General features: G+C 32.3%; 1 protein-coding gene. It reads left to right on the forward strand.

Annotation, left to right across the window (positions count from 1 at the left end; all coding sequences use genetic code 11):
- Nucleotides 1-197: 197 nt before the first annotated feature.
- Nucleotides 198-572, forward strand: a 375-nt coding sequence (locus RT52_RS17850; RefSeq protein ID WP_081852639.1) for an ArsR/SmtB family transcription factor, incomplete at its 3' end; no start/stop codon positions are given.

The raw sequence follows: 572 nt of genomic DNA on the forward strand, positions 1-572 counted from the left end.
TCTACTGAGTTATGTCCCAGCCTCTTTTCATTTTAATGTGTACTAACTATCAAACATGTCTTCTTAACGTTCGTTAACGGGAATTACTATTAGAAAAATCATTTTATGTTTTTCATTCAAATATTCACTTGAATATTAACCAAGGAAAGGTATATACTATATTCAAGTGAACACTTGAATATCAATGGGGTGATAATGTGAATAAGAAAGATACTTGTGAAATTTTTTGTTATGACGAGGAAAAGGTCAATCGAATACAAGGTGATTTAAAAACAATCGATATTGTTAGTGTTGCCCAAATGTTAAAAGCAATTGCGGATGAAAATAGGGCAAAGATTACCTATGCTTTGTGTCAAGATGAAGAGTTATGTGTGTGTGATATAGCAAATATTATTGGTATTACGGTGGCAAATGCTTCTCATCATTTAAGGACCCTTCATAAGCAGGGGATTGTAAGATATAGAAAAGAAGGAAAACTAGCGTTTTATTCGTTAGACGATGAACATATTAGACAAATAATGATGATTGTACTAGAACATAAGACGGTTTGTCAAATTAAGCGCAACACTTCC

The organism is Exiguobacterium alkaliphilum 12/1, from assembly GCF_000714435.1.
GTDB classification, from domain to species: Bacteria; Bacillota; Bacilli; order Exiguobacteriales; family Exiguobacteriaceae; genus Exiguobacterium; species Exiguobacterium alkaliphilum.